This is a genomic window from Vibrio sp. A1-1, from assembly GCF_021728175.1.
GTDB lineage: Bacteria > Pseudomonadota > Gammaproteobacteria > Enterobacterales > Vibrionaceae > Vibrio > Vibrio diabolicus.
Genome location: NZ_JAKKCL010000021.1, coordinates 38,169 through 54,333, shown reverse-complemented (window position 1 = coordinate 54,333; position 16,165 = coordinate 38,169). Strand labels below are relative to the sequence as shown.

General features: G+C 45.5%; 14 protein-coding genes and 1 riboswitch. Of the genes, 4 read left to right on the top strand and 10 right to left on the bottom strand.

Annotated features, from left to right (window positions below; all coding sequences use genetic code 11):
- Positions 1-514 precede the first annotated feature (514 nt).
- The gene (locus tag L3V30_RS21870) at positions 515-970 is read left to right on the top strand and encodes an RNA-binding protein (RefSeq protein WP_170892846.1); all 456 of its coding nucleotides are present in this window, start codon (positions 515-517) and stop codon (positions 968-970) included.
- Here L3V30_RS21870 and murI read toward each other — a convergent pair.
- From murI to btuB, 3 genes are read right to left on the bottom strand one after another with little or no spacing between them, the layout of a single operon-like run.
- Positions 933-1,736, bottom strand: a complete 804-nt coding sequence (gene murI, locus L3V30_RS21865; protein ID WP_046874611.1) for a glutamate racemase — start codon at positions 1,734-1,736, stop codon at positions 933-935. The genes L3V30_RS21870 and murI overlap by 38 nt on opposite strands.
- Before the next feature lie 40 nt (positions 1,737-1,776).
- The gene (locus L3V30_RS21860; RefSeq protein WP_085344494.1) at positions 1,777-2,460 is read right to left on the bottom strand and encodes an ATPase; all 684 of its coding nucleotides are present in this window, start codon (positions 2,458-2,460) and stop codon (positions 1,777-1,779) included.
- A 60-nt stretch (positions 2,461-2,520) separates the two neighbouring features.
- Positions 2,521-4,356, bottom strand: a complete 1,836-nt coding sequence (gene btuB, locus L3V30_RS21855; RefSeq protein ID WP_074190022.1) for a TonB-dependent vitamin B12 receptor — start codon at positions 4,354-4,356, stop codon at positions 2,521-2,523.
- Positions 4,357-4,411: 55 nt separating this feature from the next.
- A riboswitch (cobalamin riboswitch) is annotated at positions 4,412-4,612 on the bottom strand.
- Between the two features lie 184 nt (positions 4,613-4,796).
- Between btuB and trmA the strand changes: the two genes are divergently transcribed.
- On the top strand, positions 4,797-5,906 hold the full coding sequence (trmA, locus tag L3V30_RS21850) for a tRNA (uridine(54)-C5)-methyltransferase TrmA (protein ID WP_237309854.1): 1,110 nt from the start codon (positions 4,797-4,799) through the stop codon (positions 5,904-5,906).
- 66 nt (positions 5,907-5,972) lie between these two features.
- Here the strand turns inward: trmA and L3V30_RS21845 are convergent, their stop codons facing one another.
- Positions 5,973-6,338: a YijD family membrane protein gene (locus L3V30_RS21845; RefSeq protein WP_005378634.1), complete on the bottom strand. Its 366-nt coding sequence runs from the start codon at positions 6,336-6,338 to the stop codon at positions 5,973-5,975.
- On the bottom strand, positions 6,338-6,979 hold the full coding sequence (fabR, locus tag L3V30_RS21840; protein ID WP_005378632.1) for an HTH-type transcriptional repressor FabR: 642 nt from the start codon (positions 6,977-6,979) through the stop codon (positions 6,338-6,340). Before fabR ends, L3V30_RS21845 begins: the two co-directional genes overlap by 1 nt.
- A gap of 263 nt (positions 6,980-7,242) precedes the next feature.
- Between fabR and sthA the strand changes: the two genes are divergently transcribed.
- Positions 7,243-8,673 (top strand): Si-specific NAD(P)(+) transhydrogenase, encoded by a 1,431-nt coding sequence (gene sthA / locus L3V30_RS21835; RefSeq protein WP_005389689.1) that lies wholly within the window; start codon positions 7,243-7,245, stop codon positions 8,671-8,673.
- A gap of 57 nt (positions 8,674-8,730) precedes the next feature.
- Here the strand turns inward: sthA and dinF are convergent, their stop codons facing one another.
- The 3 genes from dinF to lexA all read right to left on the bottom strand — a co-directional run bounded on the left by dinF (position 8,731) and on the right by lexA (position 11,748).
- Entirely contained in the window at positions 8,731-10,080 is a 1,350-nt protein-coding gene (gene dinF / locus L3V30_RS21830) for an MATE family efflux transporter DinF (RefSeq protein ID WP_237309852.1), read from the bottom strand.
- 55 nt (positions 10,081-10,135) lie between these two features.
- The gene (locus L3V30_RS21825) at positions 10,136-10,930 is read right to left on the bottom strand and encodes a class I SAM-dependent methyltransferase (protein WP_005393777.1); all 795 of its coding nucleotides are present in this window, start codon (positions 10,928-10,930) and stop codon (positions 10,136-10,138) included.
- A gap of 194 nt (positions 10,931-11,124) precedes the next feature.
- A complete protein-coding gene (gene lexA, locus L3V30_RS21820; RefSeq protein ID WP_005393778.1) occupies positions 11,125-11,748 on the bottom strand; it encodes a transcriptional repressor LexA in 624 nt (207 codons plus the stop codon).
- 368 nt (positions 11,749-12,116) lie between these two features.
- Between lexA and plsB the strand changes: the two genes are divergently transcribed.
- Entirely contained in the window at positions 12,117-14,543 is a 2,427-nt protein-coding gene (plsB, locus tag L3V30_RS21815) for a glycerol-3-phosphate 1-O-acyltransferase PlsB (protein ID WP_237309850.1), read from the top strand.
- A gap of 67 nt (positions 14,544-14,610) precedes the next feature.
- On the opposite strand, the gene ubiA is transcribed toward plsB, so the two are convergent.
- Positions 14,611-15,465: a 4-hydroxybenzoate octaprenyltransferase gene (gene ubiA / locus L3V30_RS21810; protein ID WP_005393780.1), complete on the bottom strand. Its 855-nt coding sequence runs from the start codon at positions 15,463-15,465 to the stop codon at positions 14,611-14,613.
- Positions 15,466-16,005, bottom strand: coding sequence for a chorismate lyase (locus tag L3V30_RS21805; RefSeq protein WP_080955994.1), 540 nt, complete (start codon positions 16,003-16,005; stop codon positions 15,466-15,468).
- Positions 16,006-16,165: the final 160 nt, after the last annotated feature.

Sequence of the window (16,165 nt, the reverse complement as noted above, 5' to 3'; positions counted from 1 at the left end):
AGTAATGTTTGAATTGACTGTGCTGAATCTTTCGATTCAATGGTCACTTCGTTTCATTGAAACCTAATTTGATACCGAGGTATCTAATTGGATTATCATCAACGAGTGCCCACACAGATTGATAGGTTTATATTTTTAAAGAGCTTTTCTAACTTATCCAGCAACTTAGTTGCTCGTCGTTAGGGGTGCGCATCTTACTCCGCACCGTGAGAGAGTCAAGCATTTTTTCAAATTTCTTTTTCTCTCATTTCCGATTAGCTGTGTGACTTTCGTCTCACTCCGTGTCGGTGGATGCGCAGTATAGGGAGTTGAGAAATTAGTACAAGCGTTTTTTGCAAAAAAACTTTCAACAGGTCATTAGTTAGCCAAAAGCGTGATATTTGCATATTTCTTCGTCACATTTGAGACATATCACAGCAATTGGTTGGAAAAACACCAACCATATACGTAAGATTCATGTGTCTATTCTGTTAATGGACAATCGATCTCTTTATCACTATGTGTAGTAATTAAAATGACGTCTAAAAAAAATCTGATTTTATGTGCTGGGCTGGCCGTCGTTGGGGGAATCGTCTTCTCTCAAGTCACCATCCCACCAGCCTTGAGTTTTCTCATTGGTGTTATCGCTACTGCTTTTTTATTTTCATTTTCTAGCCAGACACCTTCTATTCAATCAACAGACTCGGATCCATCAACTAAAACTCTGTATGTCGGCAACCTTCCTTATAAGGCCAATGAGAGTCACGTTCGCGATTTGTTTGCTGAATATGGACAGGTCTATGCAGTACGCTTAATGAAAGATAAGCGCACTGGAAAAAGAAGAGGGTTTGGTTTTGTCGTGATGGCTGCGGCAGATGCCAAGCCAGCTATCGCTAAACTGAATGAAAAGGAATATATGGAGAGAACGCTAAAAGTGAGAATTGCGAACGATCCTAAACACCCGGATGGTGGTAAACCAGAACGGGATTAAAACCTAGCTTCTTTAAACAAATGTTCAGTGCATCTTCCTGCCAAGGAGTTGCACTGGCATAAATCGACTTACTTCCCTCTTCCGTATCCTCAATTTCATCACTTAATAGTAATGCTTTTACTCGACGTGCAATGGCTGCACCCGAATCAATTAAAGTAACGTCCCCACCCAAAGCTTGATGAATTTCCTCTTTGATTAAAGGGAAGTGAGTACAACCGAGCACCGCAACGTCTACTTTATCGCGAAGCGGAAGCAGGATTTTTGTCAGTTCGTCTAGAGAAACGCTGTTGCCTCGCAACTTCTCTTCGGCCATATCCACCAAGCGAGTTGATCCCAACAGCTCAACTGGTTTGCCTTGCGCAAAGTCTCGTATTAACTCGTGAGTATATTGGCGTGTTACTGTCGCCGGAGTGGCGATCAGCCCTACCCCTTTTGATGCCAAAAGCGATGCGGGTTTAATCGCAGGGACAACACCAACAACGGGAATCGATAGATTTTCACGTAAGGAAGGAAGCACTATGGTGCTTGCCGTATTACAAGCAATGACAACAATGTCGACTTGGTGTTCTTCGACTAATGAAGAGACCAGTTGGTTAACTCGTGAAATGAGTACCGCCTGATCGAGTTCACCATAAGGGTAAGCCTGATTATCGAATAAGTATAAGTAGTCAAGATGCGGCAATAGGCGATGTATCTCTTGGAATACAGAAAGACCACCAACACCGGAGTCAAAAACTAGGACTTTTTTCTTACTTGCTACTCGCACGAGCCTTACCTAAAGAACAGAAACGTTGCGATCATACTGCTTAGATTTGTTTTGGCAATGCTTTAGCATGGTATCTTTGATGGCTGAATCTATCTCCAGATTCTACATCTCGCTTCGTTAGCTCGATATGCCCTTGAAAAGACGGCGAAGACGTGACCAGTGTGTGAAATTCACCATTTTCCCCACAGGGATCAATTTGACTTGGTAATGACTCTATTAGGACTTTGTCATACCAGCGACCACACCACTCTGGAGGGAGAACACTTCCGTCGATGGTGATCAACATCGTTTGAATACCACGCTCTATGATTTCCATCGCTAGTTTGTCGCTGCTCTCCCCTAATAGCGGAAAGACGCACTCCCAGCCAGCAGGTTCAATATAGCTGCGTCGGTACTCGGCAATGCCATTGCAAAACATATCGCCAAATGCGACAGCTTCTATATTCAGACCACTACTTTGTAATGCATTAACGATGGTCGATTGATAAATGTCGTTACTCGGAAAGACTTCAGGCAGTTCGATAGTAATGAGCGGAAGCGCAAGTAAGTCTGCTTGCATTTGTACAACCTCAAGCGGAGTTGCTTGGAAAGGGACTTCTTTCCCTACGTAAGTCGTGTACAAACCGACAACTTGATAATTTGGATTCTCGTTAAGGCGCTCAAGCGTTAATGTCGAATCTTTACCGCTGGACCAACTGATCACCACTTGCTTAGGTTTCGTCATTCGATTTTCCATCACAAAAATATTAAAAACCGCCCGAAGGCGGTTTGTGTTCATTCACGATTAGAATTCGTAGCCGACGTTTAGATAGTACGCTCGCTCCGCGGCAGGGTAACCTTTTGCCATCTCATACTCTTTATCAAATAGATTATCGATACGAGCGCTAATAGAGGTCGACTCATTCGGATAGTAAGTCACAGCCGTATCAACCAACGAGTAAGAAGAAAGCGTGATATCTTGTGAAGGCCAAGTGCTGTAATCCACATCTGGACGCTTACCTACATACTGATAGCTAACCGACCAGTCCACTTTATCGAAGCTCACTAAAGCGTTCCACTTATACATTTCTTTAGCGCGGCGCTGCAATTGATGCCCTTTATCGTCTTCAGCATCTTTGTAATCCGCACTCAACTGGTGCTGCACAATCCCTGTATCAAACTCAGCAACAAGCTCCACACCTTGGATATGTGTTTCACCATCGACATTCAAATATTTGTATGTGGTTGGATGGTAATCGATAAGATTCGTGATTTTATAGTCATAACCCGTTACGGACCAAAAAACGCCTTGGACATCACCGCTGAATGCTAGCTCCCAAGCATCTGACTCTTCCGGCTTAAGATCTTTCTCACCGTACGTTGGGTCATACTGTTGATATAGGTTTGGAGCCTTAAACGCAGTACCAAAAGAAGCTTTAACCCCAAACTCTGGCACAAACTGGTAACCAGCCGCTAAGCTGTAAGTGAACTCACTACCGTATTCTTCGTTATCATCCAAGCGAGCACTGCCCTCAAGCATTGCTTTATCAATACTAGTGGTTGCCATACCAAACAGAGCGCCATTGGTACGATCAAACGTTTTATTCGCACTCTTGTCTTTGTAAGATTCGTTGCGCCAATCAATACCACCAGCAAACGTCGTATTGTTGTTTAACAAGTAACTGTTGGTCCACTGGACATTTTGCTGTTCAAGTTCATCTTCAGTACCTGAGTGTTTGCCTTTTGCTTGCTCATAGTTCCAAGACTTCTGTTTCTGTGCCGTTACTTGTAGTTCTGACATCACGTTACCAGACTGATACTTACCGCCCAGAGTGGCAGAAAGGTCGTCTTTTTCTGCTTCGTAATAACCGCGACTGCCGTAGCTGCTGTCATATTGATAAACATTTTCGTAAGCACGTAGGTTACCAAATACAGACCACTGGTCATTGAAGTTATGCACGTAACCTAGCAGACCATTCTTTGTATCAAAGCCATGGCGATCGCCGTCATTAACTCCCGGTACAGGACGAACGTTATAGCCATCATCACTTTCACTACCAAGCGCGATATTCAGTTGGCCGCTCTCTGTGACTTTAATGCCAGATGCCACACTCAATTCTTGGTAATCTAAGCTACCTAAACCAGCGCTTAACTTCGTTCCTTCTTCGTCAGCACGCGCAATGGTGATGATATTGATCACGCCACCAATCGCTTCTGAACCATAAAGTGACGCACGCGCACCACGCACGTACTCAATCCGTTGAACGTAAGTAAGTGGGATTTGGTTAAAGTCCACAGCGCCCTTCGCTGCACGCGCAAAACGTACGCCATCAACCAGTACTAGAACTTGGTCGGAACTGGTACCACGAACAAATAAAGACGCTAACTGACCACGACCACCATTTTGTGAAACTTGAATCCCCGTAAGACGGCGCAACACATCTGGTAGGGTTTTCGCTTGAATGCGATCAATGTCTTGTCGAGTAACCACTTCGACATCTGCCAACGTACGGCTTTCGGCTTGCTCAAAACGGTTTGCAGTCACAACGATGGTTTCGTCAGTGGAGGTTTCTTGGGCCTGTAGATAAGAGACAGGTGAAAGCAGCGATGCCAAAGTGATCGCCAGTGCGGATTTTCTCATTGTATTGTCCTAAATCGCGTAATTCCTTCCGAGCCCTGTCATCATGACAGTCCAGTGCTGTGGCTCAGTTGTTGGCAGGTATTCGGACTCAAGAGCACGGGTGTACCGCCTACTTGCTCGACTTCCCACATAAACTAATGCAGTGTCTGATGAGCGTTCGTTCTCTTTTACCGCTGCGCGTCAGTTCTGGATTCACACCAGATTCCCATTTCAGCCATCTAGATTGCTAGATAACACCAACTTGAGGCAAATATTATTCAGCTATTGATTATTTGTCCAGCCAATATTGCCCTTATAAGTTGTAACGTTTTGATTGATTTTGCTTTCTACTCTGTCTGTACGCACTATCTTTAAATCAATTCCAGTACAAAACTGGACATCCTATTGAGATTGAATAAAATCTGCGCTCTTAAATTGAATGCACCATAAAAGGTAAGATCATGGCTACTCTTGATGTAAATCCACAACGCTACCAAGAACAACTGGCTGAAAAAGTCGAACGTCTCACGGATATGTTCGCGCCATACAACGTGCCAGAACTGGAAGTGTTTGAATCACCAGAGCAGCACTACCGCATGCGTGCTGAGTTCCGTGTTTGGCATGAAGGCGAAGATCTTTACTACATCATGTTCAACCAAGAAACTCGTGAGAAGTACCGTGTTGACCAACTCCCTGCAGCAAGCCGTCTGATCAACGACCTGATGCCGCTATTGGTTGAAGCGATGAAAGACAACGACTCACTACGTCGTAAACTGTTCCAGGTGGATTTCCTATCGACACTAAGTGGTGAGATTCTGGTTTCACTCCTTTACCATCGCCAACTTGATGAAGAGTGGATTGAAAACGCGAAAGCCCTTAAACAGCGTTTAAATGATGAAGGCTTCAATCTAAACATCATTGGTCGTGCTCGTAAGATGAAGATTGTCCTAGACCGCGACTACGTTATCGAGAAGCTCGATGTAAATGGTCAAAGCTACATCTACCAACAAGTAGAGAACAGCTTCACTCAGCCGAACGGCAAAGTCGCAGAGAAGATGCTGGAATGGGCTGTCGACTGTACCCAAGAAAGCACTGGTGACCTACTAGAACTTTACTGTGGTAACGGTAACTTCTCGCTGGCCTTGGCACAGAATTTCGACCGCGTCCTGGCAACTGAGCTAGCTAAACCATCGGTTGTATCTGCACAGTACAACATCGCTGCCAATAAGATTGATAACGTACAAATCTTACGTCTATCAGCAGAGGAATTTACTCAAGCGATCGAAGGTAAGCGTGAATTCCGTCGTCTACAAGATGCAGGTGTGGATCTGAAGAGCTACAACTGCAACACGATTTTTGTCGATCCACCACGTGCTGGGATGGATGCCGATACTTGTAAAATGGTGCAAGGTTACGAGCGCATCATGTACATCTCTTGTAACCCTGAGACTCTAAAAGAGAACTTGGACATTCTATGCGAAACACACAACGTGACGCGTTTTGCTCTGTTTGACCAATTCCCTTATACCCACCATATGGAAGCGGGCGTGCTATTGGAACGCAAAGCGTAACCAACCGCGTCAAATACAAAAAAAAGCGAGCTCAATGGCTCGCTTTTTTAATTTGATTCGTTTTGCTTATTCCGCAGAAGTCTTCTTGCTGACAAAACCTAGCTTCTTACCAATCCATGCGAGTAAGATCATTGAAACCATGATCGCAAAGAAGTTTGAGCCTGCTTCTGGGTATTGCGCTTTAATAAACGCAGAGTGACCAAACGCACCTACGAAGAAACACGCCAAGCCAACTAATGGGATATCTTCTGATACCGGGTTATTTAGGTACTCTTGGTAAAGAGCTTGTACAGCCAGTACGAGTGCAATCAATGGGAAGATTGAAAACGATACTTCACTCATGGTCAACCATGACAATAAAGCATCACCACACATACCTGCAACCAGTGCCAAAATCAGCGTTTTCTTTTCAGATTTATTTCCATTCGACATTATTCTATCCCGCCTTTTAATCGGTTACGTTCACGTTCTTTGCGATACCAATAGGCCCCTTTGGCTATCATTCGCAATTGCATGATCAATCGCTCGGCGAGTTCATCGCGCTCACGTCGATCTAAATCTAAAGCTTCAGCCCCCGAACTGAAAACCAAAGTCACAGACGCTTCTGCTTGAGTATACGCCTCTTCTCTGGTCACGCCGGTGCTCATTAAATACTCGGTTAATTCTGCCGCAAAATGCTGGATTTCTCGAGCAACAGCGGTACGAAATTCAGCAGAAGTGCCGGAGCGCTCACGCAACAACAAACGAAAAACGTTCGGACTACTTTCAATGAATTCCATAAAGGTTTCGACCGAGGTACGAATTACGCTACCTTCTTTCACAATACGTTGACGCGCCTGACGCATCAGTTGACGTAGTAGCAAACCGCCTTCATCGACCATAGTTAAGCCTAGCTCATCCATATCTTTGAAGTGGCGGTAAAAAGAAGTCGGTGCAATCCCTGCCTCTCGGGCGACTTCTCGCAAGCTAAGGCTGGAAAAGCTGCGATCCGCACTTAATTGACTAAATGCCGCATCGATCAATGATCGACGTGTCTTCTCTTTTTGCTGTGCGCGGATTCCCATCGATTTCATTCTTAACTTGCTCTTTTTCTGTAGGGTACAAGAGCCTCAATATAACGCAATTTGCTCCTACGGAGAAAGATATGTTGCTTCGCTCGCTCTGAGCGCGGAGAACGTTACTATTGGCATGCATCTAATTGCAATGTTCTCGATGCAATTTATAGACATACAACATACCAAATCATCCTTTTGTTCGATTCTGCGTGATCACTTCCACTCTCTAACAGGCATGACGTGTACCAATAGAGTAAATGAGTTAAAATCGCGCTAAAGCAATGTTAAGCAAATATAACAAGGAAGGCATCATGGCGCATGTTAATCACTATGACGTGATCGTAATCGGTAGTGGCCCTGGCGGAGAAGGGGCTGCAATGGGATTAACCAAAGCGGGACTGAATGTTGCCATTGTCGAGAAAGAAAGCAGTGTCGGCGGCGGTTGTACTCACTGGGGTACCATTCCATCAAAAGCACTGCGTCATGCCGTTAGCCGCATCATCGAATTTAATAGCAACCCGCTATTTTGCCGAAACAACACCAGCGTTCATGCAACATTTTCTGACATTTTAGGTCATGCTAAATCGGTCATTGATAAGCAAACTCGACTTCGTCAGGGCTTTTATGACCGTAACTCATGCACACTTTTGTTCGGAACCGCGCGATTTATCGATAACTACTCAATTGCAGTAATGCAAAGCGACGGCACAGAAGAAATCTATTCAGCGGATAAGTTTGTCATCGCGACGGGTTCTCGTCCGTATCAGCCTAACGACGTTGATTTCTTGCATGAGCGCATCTACGACAGTGATTCCATTTTGAGCCTGAAACACGACCCTCGCCATATCATCATTTACGGTGCGGGCGTTATAGGTTGTGAATACGCTTCTATCTTCCGCGGACTTGGAGTGAAAACCGACCTTATCAATACCCGCGACCGCTTGTTGGAGTTTTTGGATAACGAAGTGTCAGATGCGCTGTCTTACCACTTCTGGAACAGCGGTGTGGTAATTCGTAATGATGAAACCTATGAAAAAATCGAAGGCACAGAAGATGGCGTGATTATTCACCTACAATCTGGCAAGAAGATGAAGGCGGACTGCTTGTTGTATGCGAATGGTCGAACAGGTAACACCGATAAGTTGAATTTGGGCGCAGTGGGTCTGGAAGCGGACTCTCGCGGACAACTAAAAGTAAACCGTAACTACCAAACCGATATTGAACACATTTATGCTGTAGGCGATGTCATCGGTTACCCTAGCCTTGCAAGCGCCGCTTATGACCAAGGGCGATTTGTCGCACAAGCCATTACGAAAGGTCAGGCAGAAAACTATCTGATTGATGATATTCCAACGGGTATCTACACCATCCCTGAGATTAGCTCTGTGGGTAAAACCGAGCAAGAGCTAACAGCTGCGAAAGTACCGTATGAAGTAGGACGCTCTTCGTTCAAGCATCTAGCTCGTGCACAGATCGCAGGGAAAGACATCGGCAGCTTGAAGATATTGTTCCATCGTGAAACCAAAGAAATTTTAGGGATTCACTGCTTTGGCGAACGTGCCGCGGAAATTATCCACATCGGTCAAGCTATTATGGAGCAAAAAGGCTCAGCGAATACCATCGAGTATTTCGTCAATACCACCTTCAACTATCCAACAATGGCCGAAGCGTATCGTGTCGCTGCATTGAATGGTTTGAACCGCTTGTTCTAATCTATGCTTCTTGATAGCAGACAGAAAAACAGCAGGCTTGGACCTGCTGTTTTTATATCAACATTGTGCGAGGAAGGTATCCTTGTGCCATTGGTAGAGAAAGATAACCCCTAAACCAATACCCCGCATCAACATAAAGCTCGTCATTGCAAACCACAGCGCGTGATTTTCCCACTCGGCGAATAAGTAAAAGACAACGAAGAAACTGCTGGTCGCGACAAACATACTATTGCGCATGTCTTTGCCTTTGGTTGCACCGACAAAAATGCCATCCAATAGAAAGCACCACATCGACGCAAGTGGCATCACCACCAGCCAAGGTAGATACACCGCTGCTTGCTGTTGTACCGCCTCAATTGAAGTGATCATGGCGATCAACTCCGATCCCGCCAAACCAAAGAGCGCGGTCAGTCCTAAGCAAATAACCAAACTCCAAAAGAAAGTGCCGACAAGCGATGCACTCAATTGTTGCCTATCTTTGGCACCAATCGCCTTCCCGACCATGGCCTCCATTGCATAAGCAAAGCCGTCCATGCCATACGAGATAATCATCAGGAAGCTCATCAGAACCGCATTTGCAGCGACAACCTCATCACCAAAGCTCGCGCCTTGGAACGTCATAAAGCTAAAAGCCGCTTGCAGACACAAAGAGCGTAAGAAAATATCGCGATTCAATTTCACGAAGCGCCCTAAACCGTGTTGAGTGCTGGCTAGCAACTTTTGAGGTGATGGTAATTGCCTCTCTCGCCAGGTTTTCCAGACACACATGAGACCAAAACCCATACCTGAGTAGTCAGCAATCACCGATGCCAGCGCAGCGCCTTCTACTTTCCACTCCAAACCCATCACAAACAACAAATCGAGGACAATATTAGTCACGTTAGTGATGATCACCATCCACATTGGTGCTTTGGAATTTTGCGTTCCGAGCAACCATCCCAACAACACAAAGTTCATTAGCGCAGCGGGGGCACTCCACACTCGGATAGAGAAATATTGCATGCCGTAGTGCTTCACTTCAGCACTGGCGTCACTCCAACCAAAGATCAAATCAGCAATCGGGTTATGGGCAATAAGGAAGACTAACGCAAACAGCAGTGCCATGAGTGAGCCTTGCATGAACACCAAGGCAAGTTGCTTTCGGTCTTCACCGCCATAGGACTGCGCCGCCAACCCAGTAGTCGACATACGCAAAAAACCAAGCAGCCAAAATGTCACGCTGATCATGGTACTGCCCAACGCAACACCGCCCAAATACCAAGCGTGGTCTAGATGACCAATCACCGCAGCATCGACCAAACCGAGCAATGGAACAGTAATATTCGACAGCACCATAGGTATCGCTAAAGCTAAGACTTGGCGATGAACTTTTGGGTTAGATAAAGGAGAGAAGATTGAATTTGTCACAGGCACCTCATCAGTAAGATCGACGAGTGTACCTGAGCGCTTAACGACTAGCCAATTACCACTTGATATGAACGAGTACTGGCGTGAGGCGATGCTTCAACATTGGAATCTTATTAAGCCAACGCTGCCAAGCTTTCCAACGAGAACAGAATCGATCGAATGGCGAAAAAGCTTTCACCCACTGTGCCCATGGTAACCATTGCAATATCTGTTCTGCGGGCGCTTCAAAGCCATGTGCATAGCGATCAGAGCCAAGCTTTTGTCCCCACTTGGTTTCCGTTAAATCTCCTGCCAGCACCATACACAGTTCAGCAGAGACAAAATGTCGACCCAAGGTTTGAATAAATTTCGCGACTTGACGCTCTGTGCAATCGAGCAGTGCCATTTCACATAAAATGAGTACCGGTGCTTGCTCTGGAATGGCTAACGTCTCTAGCCACGACATTTCATCCACACTGCCACAGCGATGTTCATAACGTTCATTTTTGTGGAACAAGCGCTGACGCCATACCAAATTTTCCGTCACATCCAGCTCTATCCAATGGCAGCGTCCATTATCCAAACGATAAAAGCGGGTATCCAGCCCAGCTCCGACATTGATAATCCAAGCATCGGGATACTGCTGTAAGAAGTGACTAACCTGCTGGTCACAAAGCTGGGTCAGCGTCACGTGCAGCAATTGCTTCTGCGCAATATCACCACTCAAACAATCCGGCGCCATCTTACAGCTCAAACACGCTTTAGCAGCAATCGGATCGTACACCAAGCCATTGTCGACCATGCTTTCACGGCTACGCAATAACAGTGGCTTTAATAAATGGTTAGGAACTTGATGTTTAGACTGAGACATGGGCATTTCCTGCGCCAGAGAGAAAACATAGACATTGAAATAGATGATAATGAATATCAATTACATTATCAAGCTTATAAATTGCTCAAAACAAACAAGGTCAAGATGATAAGCAAGCTTTTGGAGGAAGTAGAAAAAGAGAAAAGAAGAGAAAAGACAAAACAGCCCAGATGAACTGGGCTGCTTAAATACACTTACATCCAATCGGTATTACGAATAATACCAACGGCTAAGCCTTCAATCGTAAGATGCTGAGACGTCAAGTCCACTTGGATTGGGGCAAACTCTTCATTCTCAGCATGCAGTAATATGGTTGAGCCTTTGCGCTCTAAACGCTTTACTGTCACATCATCATCAACGCGCGCAACGACAACTTGACCGTCTCTCACGTCTTGGGTTTTATGCACAGCGAGCAAATCGCCATCCATAATCCCGATGTCTTTCATACTTTCGCCATTTACACGAAGTAAGAAATCCGCTTGCGGCTTGAACATCGCAGGGTCGACTTGGTAGTGCGCTTCTACGTGTTCCTGAGCCAATATGGGCTCACCCGCAGCAACTTGACCAATCAAAGGCAAGCCCTGTTCGTCATTAGCGGCAGAGTCATCAAGTAGGATACGAATCCCACGCGATGCACCTGGAATAATTTCAATTGCTTGCTTACGAGCAAGCGCTTTTAGGTGTTCCTCTGCGGCATTCGCAGAGCGGAAGCCAAGCTCACGCGCAATCTCTGCACGAGTTGGTGGCATTCCGGTGTCATCGATTTTACTTTTGATCAAATCGAAGACTTGTTGTTGGCGTGGCGTTAACGGCTTCATGTCTCACCTGTCTTTTTATACAGTTAACTGTGAGTATATCCAGTAAATGCTCAAATGAAAACCCAATTGGTTGTTTTTTAATTTATTTGTGGAGTGCACTTCGTTTGCTGACTAAGTTCATTATTCATGCGTTTAAAACACCGCCTTTTCAGTTAATCAAAGTAAAGCAACAACTTAGGAGTTCGACTAATTTACAGCCAATAAAATTAAAAGGTTTGACCAGTTTCTGGTATCCTTGCTGCGCTTAAATTTTATCGCCTAGGCTTATTTCTTTTGCCGTACTCATTTCTTTTTCTATAGAAGACATGCAAAGCGGACACTGAAATAAGGTTAGGCCTGTTTGAATACCTATTGAGGCTGTGAACTTTATGTCTTCTGGACAATCATTTTCACGTTCATTACTAAAACTACCTTTATCGGTACTGGTAAAGGGCACCACAATCCCGTCGAACCCGATTGAAGATCTGAATATCGACCTCGCTAAGCCGATTGTATATGCCCTACCGTTCCGCTCGAACGTGGATTTGCTGACACTGCAAAAACAAGCCATGAGCCTTGGTCTACCCGACCCGCTCAGTCCGCTGGAAATCAATGGCAAAACGCTGAACCGTTTCGTCTTTATCGCTGCGCGTCCAACTGTGATGAACAACGATAATGATGTCCCAACCGATTCTGTCTCTCTGTTCACTGACTTACTGGAACTACATAAACTGGACAGTGAGTTGGATGTTCAAATGATCCCTGCAACCGTGCTTTGGGGTCGTAAGCCAGGTAAAGAAGAGAACCAAAAGCCTTACCTTCAACCGATGAATGGTCCGCAAAAAGCCAAAGCGGTAATGGCGGCAGGACGCGACTGCTTAGTTCGCTTTAGTCCCGTGGTATCTCTGCGTTATATGGCAAACTCTCACGGTACCGACAGCGCAATTGCGCACAAATTGGCTCGCGTGGCGCGTATCCACTTCTCACGCCAGAAACTGGCTGCTTCAGGCCCAAACCTGCCACAACGCCAAGTGTTGTTTGCTCGTTTATTAAAATCCCCAGCTATTGAACTGGCGATCGCTGACGAAGCCAAGAGCAAAAACATCTCGATTGATAAGGCACGTAAAGAAGCCCACGACATCATGGATGAAATCGCCGCCGACTTCTCCTACGGTCTAGTGAAAAACGGCGACCGCATCCTGAGTTGGCTATGGACAAAGCTATACCAAGGGTTGCACATCAATAACGCCTCGACTGTGCGTCGTTTAGCGCAAGACGGCCACGAAATTGTGTACGTTCCGTGTCACCGTAGTCACATGGACTACCTACTGTTGTCTTACGTTTTATACCATGAAGGCATGGTGCCTCCGCATATTGCGGCAGGCATTAACCTGAACTTCTTCCCGGCCGGTCCTCTTTTCCGTCGCGGTGGGGCATTCTTTATTCGTCGTAGTTTTAAAGGCAACAAGCTGTACTCAACCATTTTCCGTGAGTATCTAGCCGAGCTGTTTGCCAAAGGCTATTCAGTCGAGTACTTCAGTGAGGGTGGCCGTTCACGTACAGGTCGCTTACTGCAAGCGAAAACGGGTATGCTGGCTATGACTATCCAAGCAATGCTGCGTGGTCTAAACCGCCCAGTAACGCTAGTGCCGGTCTACATCGGTTACGAGCACGTAATGGAAGTAGGCACTTACGCGAAAGAGCTGCGTGGCAAACGCAAAGAGAAAGAAAACGCAGGGCTTGTACTGCGTACTCTGCGTAAACTGCGTAACTTTGGTTTGGGCTATGTGAACTTCGGTGAGCCAATTCAGCTCAACCAATACTTGAACGAACATGCTCCTGAGTGGACGAAAGACATCGACAGCATGGGTGGTAACAAACCACAATGGATGAATCCTGTGGTCAATGACCTTGCTAATAAGATGATGACACACATCAACGATGCGGCGGCAGCAAACGCGTTGACCTTGTGTGCAACCGCACTGCTTGCTTCTCGTCAACGTGCACTTTCTCGTGACTCGCTGATCAACCAGATTGAGTGTTACTTAAAGCTACTCAAAAACAACCCGTACTCAAGCACCTCCACTATCCCTACCGAAAGTGCTGAGGAGTTGGTCGATCATGCGATTTCGCTTGATAAGTTCGTGATTGAAACCGATAGCATGGGTGACATCATTTCGCTGGATCGTAGCCAGTCAATCCTGATGACCTACTACCGCAACAACATCATCCACTTGTTTGCTCTGCCATCATTAATTGCTCAGATGATCATTCGTCAGCGCAACCTTTCGGTAGAAAAGATTCAAGCGAATGTCGCGCAAATCTACCCATTCTTGAAGAAAGAGTTGTTCTTAAGCTATCAAGAAGACGAGTTGGATGAATTGGTCGTTAAAACACTGCATGAGTTTGCCGAGCAGAAAATGATTAGCCTCGATGGTGATAAGCTGGAGATCAATCAGTCGAACAACCAGCCTTTGGTTCTGCTAGGTCGTACAATCACGGAAACACTGCAGCGCTACTCTATCGCGATGAACTTGCTTGTTGCTTACCCAGAGCTCGGTAAATCGGACCTAGAACAGAAGAGCCAAGATATTGCTCAACGTTTAGGACGCTTACACGGTATTAATGCGCCAGAATTCTTCGATAAAGGTGTGTTTACCGCTATGTTCAATACGCTCAAACAGCAAAAATACCTCGATAACGATGGTAACTGTGACACGAAGAAAACGCAGCAATTTGCACGATTACTATTCACTCTGCTTTATCCAGAAGTGAAACTGACGATCGAAGAGAGTATTCATCAACTTCAGTCGTAACCGTTTTACCTTCTTCCAAAATAAGAAAAAAGGCATCCAATCGGATGCCTTTTTGCTATTTCTTCGCTTACCAAAATGCGACCAATAACCCTATCGCTATCACCATGCCAACATAGTTGTTGTTGAGGAAAGCCTTAAAGCACAACTCCCGCTCACGGTGACGAATTAAGTGCTGCTGATAAACAAACAACGACGCTGCAATCAAAAGGGTCCAGTAGTAACTTTGCCCCAATTGGTAGAACTGCCCTAACCAAACCAACATCGCGAGCGTAATCAGTTGCAATACCCCAATGATGAGTTTGTCATGACGACCAAACAAAATTGCCGTCGATTTAATGCCAATCTTTAAATCATCATCGCGATCGACCATCGCATACTGAGTATCATAAGCAATGGTCCATAAAGCGTTAATCAGAAACACAAACCAAACTATCAGTGGTAGCTCCCCGGTTTGTGCAGCCCACGCCATTGGAATTGCCCAGCTAAACGCCAAGCCTAAAAAGAGCTGTGGAATATGAGTGTAACGCTTCATAAATGGATAAATGAACGCCAACACGATGCCAGCGAAGGATAGCTGAATCGTCAACGGGTTCATGGTCAGCACTAACAAGAATGAGCTGATACCCAAAACCAAAAATAATCCAATCGCTTCTTTTGCTGTTACTTTCCCTGATGGCAGTGGGCGTTGTTTGGTACGTTTTACATGGCCGTCGACTTTGCGGTCAGCAAAATCATTAATCACGCACCCCGCGCTACGCATTAGAAATACACCCAATACAAACACGATAAATACATCCCAACTCGGCATCCCTTGGGCTGAGATAATTAGCGCCCAAATCGTTGGCCACATCAGTAACAGTGAACCAATCGGGCGATCCATGCGCATCAGTTGCCAATATGCTTTGGCTTTTTCTGCGGACATTTACACTGTCTCCTTAGCGTAAACTGGTGAATTAGATAAGAATAACTCGGCGACCAGCATCGGTTTGTGATTCATCCACAACCTTGAGCGTCGCGCTAACAAACGTCCTTCTGGTACGGCTACCCATCCCATTTGCAAAGAGTCTCGCTCAACGTTGTCTGCGCTGAACACTGTTAGTCCTAATGGGATATCCCCTTGTTGAGCCAAATCATACTGCTGATCAACTAAGGTTGAGCGAGGAATCAATGTCCGTCCGATAACCCAGTTATCATTGTCACCACACAAAATTACCTCTCGCAGTAAGCAATCTTGTTCGGACAATAACTGGCTTTCGTCCTGTTTTAACGTCGCCGCAGTGACGATCTGATTTTGTAGCAATTCTACCGTTAATGCTTGGCAGTGTTGCTTTAAACGACGTGACAAAGACCCTTGCTCTTCAAGCCAGTGCTTGGCAAATTCATTTGGAAATTCGAATTCGTCGGGGTTTTGCCACTCTACTTCCAATAAAGAAGCAAGATAGAGTGATGTTGGCTGATTCATACTAGTATTCAATTGGAGGCTTTATGCGTACAATAAAGCAACAACTTACCGTCCATAGTAATGTATGTAACCGTAAGTTCCGTTATTTGTTATAGACGGCCCATTGTATCAAGACTGAAGCGATTCGAATATCGCGATCCAGAGAAAGAAAAGTTAGAAA